The organism is Longimicrobium sp. (assembly GCF_036280135.1).
Lineage (GTDB): Bacteria > Gemmatimonadota > Gemmatimonadetes > Longimicrobiales > Longimicrobiaceae > Longimicrobium.
This window is the reverse complement of the sequence record NZ_DASURI010000412.1, coordinates 1-6,516: the sequence shown is the minus strand read 5'-3', so window position 1 is coordinate 6,516 and position 6,516 is coordinate 1. Positions and strand designations below refer to the sequence as shown.

7 protein-coding genes are annotated in these 6,516 nt (G+C 71.3%); 2 read left to right on the top strand and 5 right to left on the bottom strand.

Annotated elements, in window-relative coordinates:
• Positions 1-196: 196 nt before the first annotated feature.
• Positions 197-1,321, top strand: a complete 1,125-nt coding sequence (locus tag VFZ20_RS13205; protein ID WP_329684359.1) for a hypothetical protein — start codon at positions 197-199, stop codon at positions 1,319-1,321.
• A gap of 52 nt (positions 1,322-1,373) precedes the next feature.
• Here VFZ20_RS13205 and VFZ20_RS13200 read toward each other — a convergent pair whose 3' ends face one another.
• From VFZ20_RS13200 to VFZ20_RS13180, 5 genes are all read right to left on the bottom strand, one after another.
• Positions 1,374-2,651 (bottom strand): RNA polymerase sigma factor, encoded by a 1,278-nt coding sequence (locus VFZ20_RS13200; protein WP_329684358.1) that lies wholly within the window; start codon positions 2,649-2,651, stop codon positions 1,374-1,376.
• A 94-nt stretch (positions 2,652-2,745) separates the two neighbouring features.
• The gene (locus tag VFZ20_RS13195; protein ID WP_329684357.1) at positions 2,746-3,144 is read right to left on the bottom strand and encodes a VOC family protein; all 399 of its coding nucleotides are present in this window, start codon (positions 3,142-3,144) and stop codon (positions 2,746-2,748) included.
• A gap of 75 nt (positions 3,145-3,219) precedes the next feature.
• On the bottom strand, positions 3,220-3,636 hold the full coding sequence (locus VFZ20_RS13190) for a YciI family protein (protein WP_329684356.1): 417 nt from the start codon (positions 3,634-3,636) through the stop codon (positions 3,220-3,222).
• A 233-nt stretch (positions 3,637-3,869) separates the two neighbouring features.
• Positions 3,870-4,268, bottom strand: a complete 399-nt coding sequence (locus tag VFZ20_RS13185) for a YciI family protein (RefSeq protein ID WP_329684355.1) — start codon at positions 4,266-4,268, stop codon at positions 3,870-3,872.
• 145 nt (positions 4,269-4,413) lie between these two features.
• Positions 4,414-4,833 (bottom strand): YciI family protein, encoded by a 420-nt coding sequence (locus VFZ20_RS13180; protein ID WP_329684354.1) that lies wholly within the window; start codon positions 4,831-4,833, stop codon positions 4,414-4,416.
• A gap of 286 nt (positions 4,834-5,119) precedes the next feature.
• Here VFZ20_RS13180 and VFZ20_RS13175 point away from each other — a divergent pair, with 286 nt between their 5' ends.
• Entirely contained in the window at positions 5,120-6,427 is a 1,308-nt protein-coding gene (locus tag VFZ20_RS13175; protein WP_329684353.1) for a PQQ-dependent sugar dehydrogenase, read from the top strand.
• Positions 6,428-6,516: the final 89 nt, after the last annotated feature.

Below are 6,516 nucleotides of genomic sequence, written 5' to 3'. Positions count from 1 at the left end.
GGCGCATCGAACGAGGGTCCCGCCGAACGCCGCCGGGACCCTCTTTCACGATGCATCCGCCGCCCGCGCCGCCGAGGAGGAGCAGCAGCTTGCAACATCTGTAGTCGGGCCGCGTATCATCCGCCGGGCCGGGATCGTCCGGTCCGGCCGGGCGCATCGACATCGACCCCAGCCGACGTTCATCCATCGAGGCGGCATGTACTCCACCTGCATCTTCTGCAACGGCGGGCTGGGCGAGAACGAGAGCATCGAGCACTTTCCCGTGGGGCGCCGTCTGGCGTTCGACGCGGAGAAGGGCCGCCTGTGGGCCGTCTGCCCCACCTGCGGGCGCTGGAACCTGTCCGCGCTGGAGGAGCGCTGGGAAGCCATCGAGGATTGCGAGCGGCGCTTTCGCGGCACGTCCCTCCGCACGTCGACGGAGAACATCGGCCTGGCGCGGCTGCGCGACGGCACGGACCTGGTCCGCGTGGGCCGGCCCCTGCGGCCGGAGTTCGCCGCGTGGCGCTACGGCGCGCAGTTCAGCGGGCGGCAAAAGCGCGCGTGGCTGTCCGCCGCCTCCCTGGGCGGCATCGCGCTGGGCGTGGGGGCGGGGCTCGTCCTGGCGCCGGCGGCGGCGCTCGTGGGGCTGCCGGTGGTGGCCGCGGCGGAGTGGAAGAAGATGGGGCTGCCGCGCGGCGCCGGGTACTTCACGACGGCGTTCGCCCAGCGCCGGCTGGTGGATGACCGCGGCGTGCAGATGCTCACCTGGGACCGCTCGCTGAACCGCGTGCGGCTGCGGACGAACCCCGCGGCCACGCCCAGGTGGAGCCTGGAGGTGCGGACGGAGAACCGCGTGCTGGACAACCAGCAGGGCTACATCGACCCGGATCCACGCTACTACCAGCTCACGGGGCAGCGGGCCCTGCGCGCGCTGGCCGTGTTCATGGCGCACGCCAACGCGCAGGGCGGGTCCGGCGGGCAGGTGCAGGCGGCCGTGCGGATGATTGACCGGGCGCGGACGCCGGACGCGTTCCTGGCCGGCGCCGAGGAGGCCGCGCGCAAGCAGGGGCAGGGCTACCGCGACGTGTGGGCCATGCCGCTGGAGATCCGCATGGCCATGGAGATGGCCGCGCACGAGGACGCGGAGCGCCGCGCGCTGGAGGGGGAGCTGGCGGAGCTGGAGCGCCACTGGCGCGAGGCCGAGGAGGTGGCCGCCATCGCCGACGGGCTGGCCGTGCCGCCCGCCGTGGAGGAGAAGATGGACACGCTGCGCGCCGCCCGCGCCGCGTGGGCCGCGCGCGCCCAGAAGAAGACGGACGACGCTCCCTCCCGGACGAACTAAGGAACTTCTTTCTCACGCATCGCTCTGCGTGAGATAAATCTGTTGAAGCTGGTTACGCGGCGGCCTCGCCGGTGGCGCAGGCGGCGGCGCGGCCGCGCAGCAGGTCGCGCTCGCGGGCGTTCTGCGTGAGGGTGGCGGCGCGCTCGAACTCGGCGCGGGCCTCGTCCAGGCGGCCCAGCTTGAACAGCAGGTCGCCGCGCACGCTGGGCAGCAGGTGGTAGCTCTTCATCGACGGCACCTCCAGCAGCTGGTCCGCCAGCGCCAGCCCCGCCGCCGGGCCATACGCCATCCCCAGCGCCACGGCGCGGTTGAGCTCCACCACGGGCGACGGCGTGAGCTGCGACAGCGCGTCGTACAGCGCGGCGATGCGCGGCCAGTCCGTCTCGTCCGCCGTGCGGGCGCGCGCGTGGCACGCGGCGATGGCGGCCTGCAGGGCGTACGGGCCAAAGCCGCCGCCCAGCGCCGCCGCGCGTTCCAGCGCCGCCAGCCCGCGCCGGATGAGCAGCTGGTCCCACCGGGCGCGGTCCTGGTCCAGCAGCAGCACGGGCTCGCCGCGGGGGCCCGTGCGGGCGCGCAGGCGGCTGGCCTGGATCTCCATCAGCGCTACCAGGCCGTGCACCTCGGGCTCGTTCCGCGCCAGCTCGGCCAGGATGCGGCCCAGGCGCAGGGCATCCTCGCACAGCGAGGGGCGCATCCAGTCGTCGCCCGCCGTGGCGCTGTAGCCCTCGTTGAAGACGAGGTAGATCACCCCCAGGACGGACGACAGGCGCGCGTCCAGCTCGTCGCCGCGGGGCACCTCGAAGGGCACCCTGGCCTCCGCTAGCGTCTTCTTGGCGCGGACGATCCGCTGCGCCACGGTGGGCGTGGGGACCAGGAAGGCGCGCGCGATCTCCTCCGTCGTCAGCCCGCCGAGCAGACGAAGGGTGAGCGCCACCCGCGCCTCGGTGCTCAGGACGGGGTGGCAGCAGGTAAAGATCAGGCGCAGAAGGTCGTCTCCCACGGGATCGTCGATGGCGGCGTCCAGGTCGGGTTCGGCCAGCTCGCGCTGGAACTCGATCTCGTGCGCCAGCTGCTCGTGCTTGTGCGTGAGCCGCGTGTTGCGGCGCAGCAGGTCGATGGCCCGGTGCTTGGCCGTGGCCATGAGCCAGGCGCCCGGGTTGTCGGGCACGCCGGTCTGCGGCCACTTTTCCAGGGCCGCCAGGAGGGCGTCCTGCGCCAGGTCCTCGGCCTGCCCCACGTCGCCCACCATTCGCGCGAGCCCGGCGATGACCCTGGCGGACTCGATTCGCCAGACGGCGTCGATCGCGCGATGTGCTTCGGATACGGACACGTGCGCCACTCTGTGCAGCTTCCCTGTACGGGCCCGCGGGGCGGGCGGATCAGACGCGTACGATCCGCCTTCGAGCGGGCCGGCGCAAGGCCCTCTACCGCCCCACGAAGAAGAACGTGTTGCCGTCGGGATCCGAGAGCCACGTGGCCTTGTCGCCCCAGGGCATGGTCTCGGGCTCGCGGGTGAACCTGACGCCGCGCTCCACGAGGGCGCGGTACGTTGCGTCGAAGTCTTCCACGGCCAGGGTGATCCCGCTGGCGCCATCCATCCCCGGGCTCTTGCTGATGCCCGTGCCCGGCGGGTTGTGCAGCATCTGCTCGGTGCCCAGCGCCAGCTCCGTGGCGGCGCCCACGGGGGCCACGGTGACGAAGCGGGTGCCGTTGCCCATCTCGTGGTCGATGCGCTTTTCCCAGCCCAGGACGCCCACGTAGAACTCCAAGGCCTTTTCCTGGTCGCTGACGATGATGGTGGTGTTGTGGATGTGGCTGATCATGGCTGCTGCTTCGGTCAGGGTGATGAGGTGCGTCCGTCCTCGCCGGCGGACGCGGCATTGCCGTCCGGGCGCGGATCAGGCGCCGGCCATCTGCTCGCGCAGGCGGACGTGGTGGTCCACGCCGGCGCCTTCGCCAAAGTCCTCCACCTCGTAGAACGGGCGGATCTCCAGCGCCACGTTGCCGTGGCCGTCGATCACGGGCCAGCGGCGCGCCCACGCCACGGCCTCGTCCAGCGACGCGCATTCCCAGACGCTCAGGCCGGCCACGAGCTCCTTGGTCTCGGTGAACGGCCCGTCCGTCACGGTGGGCGTGCCGTTGGAGAACTGCAGGCGCGCGCCCTGGGCGCTGGGCTTGAGCCCGTCGCCGGAGCGCATGATGCCGGCGTCCACGAGCGCCTGGACGTACGCGGCCATGTCGGCGACGAGCTGCTCGCTGGGCATGACGCCCGCCTCGGTCTCTTCGTCCGCCTTGCGGATGACGAGGAATCGCATGCTACCGTCCCTGTTCCGGTGGATTGATCGACGCTCCATCCCTGCGTCGAACGAGCGGCCTCGATTTCGACACGCGGAAGGAAAGAAAATCGCCGCGACTCCGATTTCGAGGCACGGCGAAGGAAGGTCAACAAATTTTCTCACGCAGAGGGAGCAGGGGCAGCAGAGTACTTCATCGCGCGATGAGATCCTCTGCTGCCTCTGCTCCCTCTGCGTGAAAATGCAGTTTTCTTTTAGTGCGCGAGCGCGTGCACCTTCTCGATGGCGGGAGCGGAATCAACCGTGGGGTGGGGGATCACCTCGCGCACCTCGGCCGCGTTGCCATCCCCCGCGATCTGCAGGAACGCCTGCGCCAGCTCCACGGCCGATTCGTACGAGGGCACCTCCACCAGCGCGAAGCCCGCCACCAGCTCCTTGGCCTCGGCGAACGGGCCATCCACCACGTTCATCCGGCCGCCCGAAAAGCGGATGCGCGCCGCGTTCTGCGTGCTGGGCTGCAGCCCCTCCGACGCCAGCAGCACGCCCCGCGACGCCAGCTGCTCGATGAAGCGCCCCATCTCGGGCTTGGCGATGCACGCGGGCGCGGCGGCCTCGGTGTCGCTGTCCGCCTTGAACATGATCATGTACCGCATGGTCGCGCTCTTTCCTTCGGGGGCTGGGAGTCAGGCGCACGGCGCGGCCGGCGCATCGCCCTCCAAGTTGCGGCGTCCGGGCCAAAAACGCCAGACACACGTACACGCCGTGGACAAGCCCGCGTGGCGCGCCTTCCGGTGCCCGTCAGGCGCCGGCCGCGGCCTGCTCGCGAAGGCGGCGCTCGGCGGCGCGCAGCTCGCCGGACGGATCGCTCTCGGCAAAGTCATCCGCCTCGAACACCTGGCGGATCTCCACCTCGCCCTCGTGGAAGGGGATGCGCTTGACCCACTCGACGGCTTCGTCGCGCGACTTGAGCTGCAGCAGCCAAAAGCCCGCCAGCAGCTCCGACGTGGCGCCGAACGGCCCCTCCACCACCGTGCGCTCACTGCCGCTGAACCGCACGCGGGCGCCCCGGCTGCTGGGGTGCAGGCCCTCGCCGGCCAGCAGCACGCCCGCCTTGACCAGCTCCTCGTTGAACCGGCCCATCTCCGTCAGCTCCTGCTCGGTGGGCATCTGGCCGCTCTCGGACGCCGGGTTCGCCTTGACCAGGATCATGAAGCGCATCGTCGTGTCTCCGTGCTCGGGGTGGGGAACCGGGTCGCCCGGCTCCGTTGTTGCCGCTCTCTACCTTCACGTCGATCGGCCCGGGGTGATTTCGACATCCGCATCCGCTGCCCATCATCCCGCTGCAATCACGTCGATCGGGGACGGGTGGAATCGACAGGCGGAGGAGATGCGATTCGGGCGACGTGTTGCGATCCGCCGATCTGCCCCGCATCGTTCTTGCAGCAGCGTGAAAGCTGGACCAACCCTCTACAACCTGAGTGTGATCGAGCACCCGGAAGGAGCCATGCGCAGATCGAGAGTGGTGCCCGTTGTTTCCGTGTTCACGTTCGCCGCCGTGGCCGCGTGCGCCCCGCGCCCCGAGGCCGCCGGCGGCACCACGCCCGGCGAGTCGGCGTCGGCATCGTCGCCCGGCGGGCAGGGCGCGCAGCAGGGCAGTCAGCCGTGCACGCCGCTGGAGACGCGCGACCCCAACGGCACGGGCCAGCAGCCCGCGTCGCCCGGGCAGACGCGCGCGTGCGGGGTGCGCAGCAACGTCGCGTACGACGTGCAGGTGGTGGCGCGCGGCATCGAGAAGCCGTGGGCCGTGGAGCCGCTCCCCGACGGGCGCCTGCTGGTGACGGAAAAGGCGGGGCGGCTGCGGATCGTCTCGGCCAACGGGCAGATGGGGCAGCCCATCGCGGGGCTGCCGGAGGTGGACGCGCGCGGCCAGGGTGGCCTGCTGGACGTGGCGCTCAGCCCCCGCTTCGCGCAGGACCGCACCCTCTTCTGGACGTTCACGGAGCCCCGTGAAGGCGGCAACGGAACCAGCGTGGGCCGCGGCGTGCTCTCGGCCGACGGCTCGCGGCTGGAGCAGGTGCGCGTCATCCTGCACACGCGGCCCACGTACAACAACAACATGCACTTTGGCAGCCGCCTGGCGTTCGGCCCGGACGGCATGCTGTACGTGACCATGGGCGAGCGCTCGGACCGCGAGACGCGTCCGCAGGCGCAGGCGCTGGACAGCCACCTGGGCAAGACGCTGCGCATCACCCCCGACGGCGCCGCGCCGCCCGACAACCCGTTCGTGGGCCAGGCCGGCGCGCTGCCGGAGATCTGGTCCACGGGGCACCGCAACATCCAGGCGTCGGCATTCGACGCCAACGGGCAGTTCTGGACCATCGAGCACGGCACCCGCGGCGGCGACGAGCTCAACCGCGTGCAGCCGGGCAAGAACTACGGCTGGCCCATCGCCGCGTACGGCATCGAGTACCGCGGCGGCACCATCAGCTCGGCGCTGGGCGAGGCGCAGACGCAGCGGCCCAACACGGAGCAGCCCGTGTACTACTGGGACCCCGTGATCGCCCCGTCGGGCGCGCAGGTGTACACGGGCAGCGCGTTCCCGGCGTGGCGCAACAGCCTGTTCATCGGCGGGCTGGCGTCCATGCGGCTGGTGCGGCTGCAGATTGAGAACGGCCGCGTGACGGGCGAGGAACACCTGCTCACGGACCGCAACCAGCGCATCCGCGACGTGCGCCAGGGTCCGGATGGCGCCCTGTACCTGGTCACGGACGACCAGAACGGCGAGCTCCTGCGCATCGCGCCGCGCCGCTGATTTCGCTTCCGCGCGAACGACGACGGCCGATGCCGGGACGAATTCCCCGGCACCGGCCGTTGTTTGTTGATGGAGGACGCGCGGGGCGG

What these genes read in the sequence shown, in the direction of transcription:
- VFZ20_RS13190 (WP_329684356.1), bottom strand. Translation starts at nt 3,636, where the DNA reads ATGCGATTCCTCGTCATCCGCAAGGCGGACGAAGAGACCGAGGCGGGC.
- VFZ20_RS13185 (WP_329684355.1), bottom strand. Translation starts at nt 4,268, where the DNA reads ATGCGGTACATGATCATGTTCAAGGCGGACAGCGACACCGAGGCCGCC.
- VFZ20_RS13195 (WP_329684357.1), bottom strand. Translation starts at nt 3,144, where the DNA reads ATGATCAGCCACATCCACAACACCACCATCATCGTCAGCGACCAGGAA.
- VFZ20_RS13180 (WP_329684354.1), bottom strand. Translation starts at nt 4,833, where the DNA reads ATGCGCTTCATGATCCTGGTCAAGGCGAACCCGGCGTCCGAGAGCGGC.
- VFZ20_RS13175 (WP_329684353.1), top strand. Translation starts at nt 5,120, where the DNA reads ATGCGCAGATCGAGAGTGGTGCCCGTTGTTTCCGTGTTCACGTTCGCC.
- VFZ20_RS13205 (WP_329684359.1), top strand. Translation starts at nt 197, where the DNA reads ATGTACTCCACCTGCATCTTCTGCAACGGCGGGCTGGGCGAGAACGAG.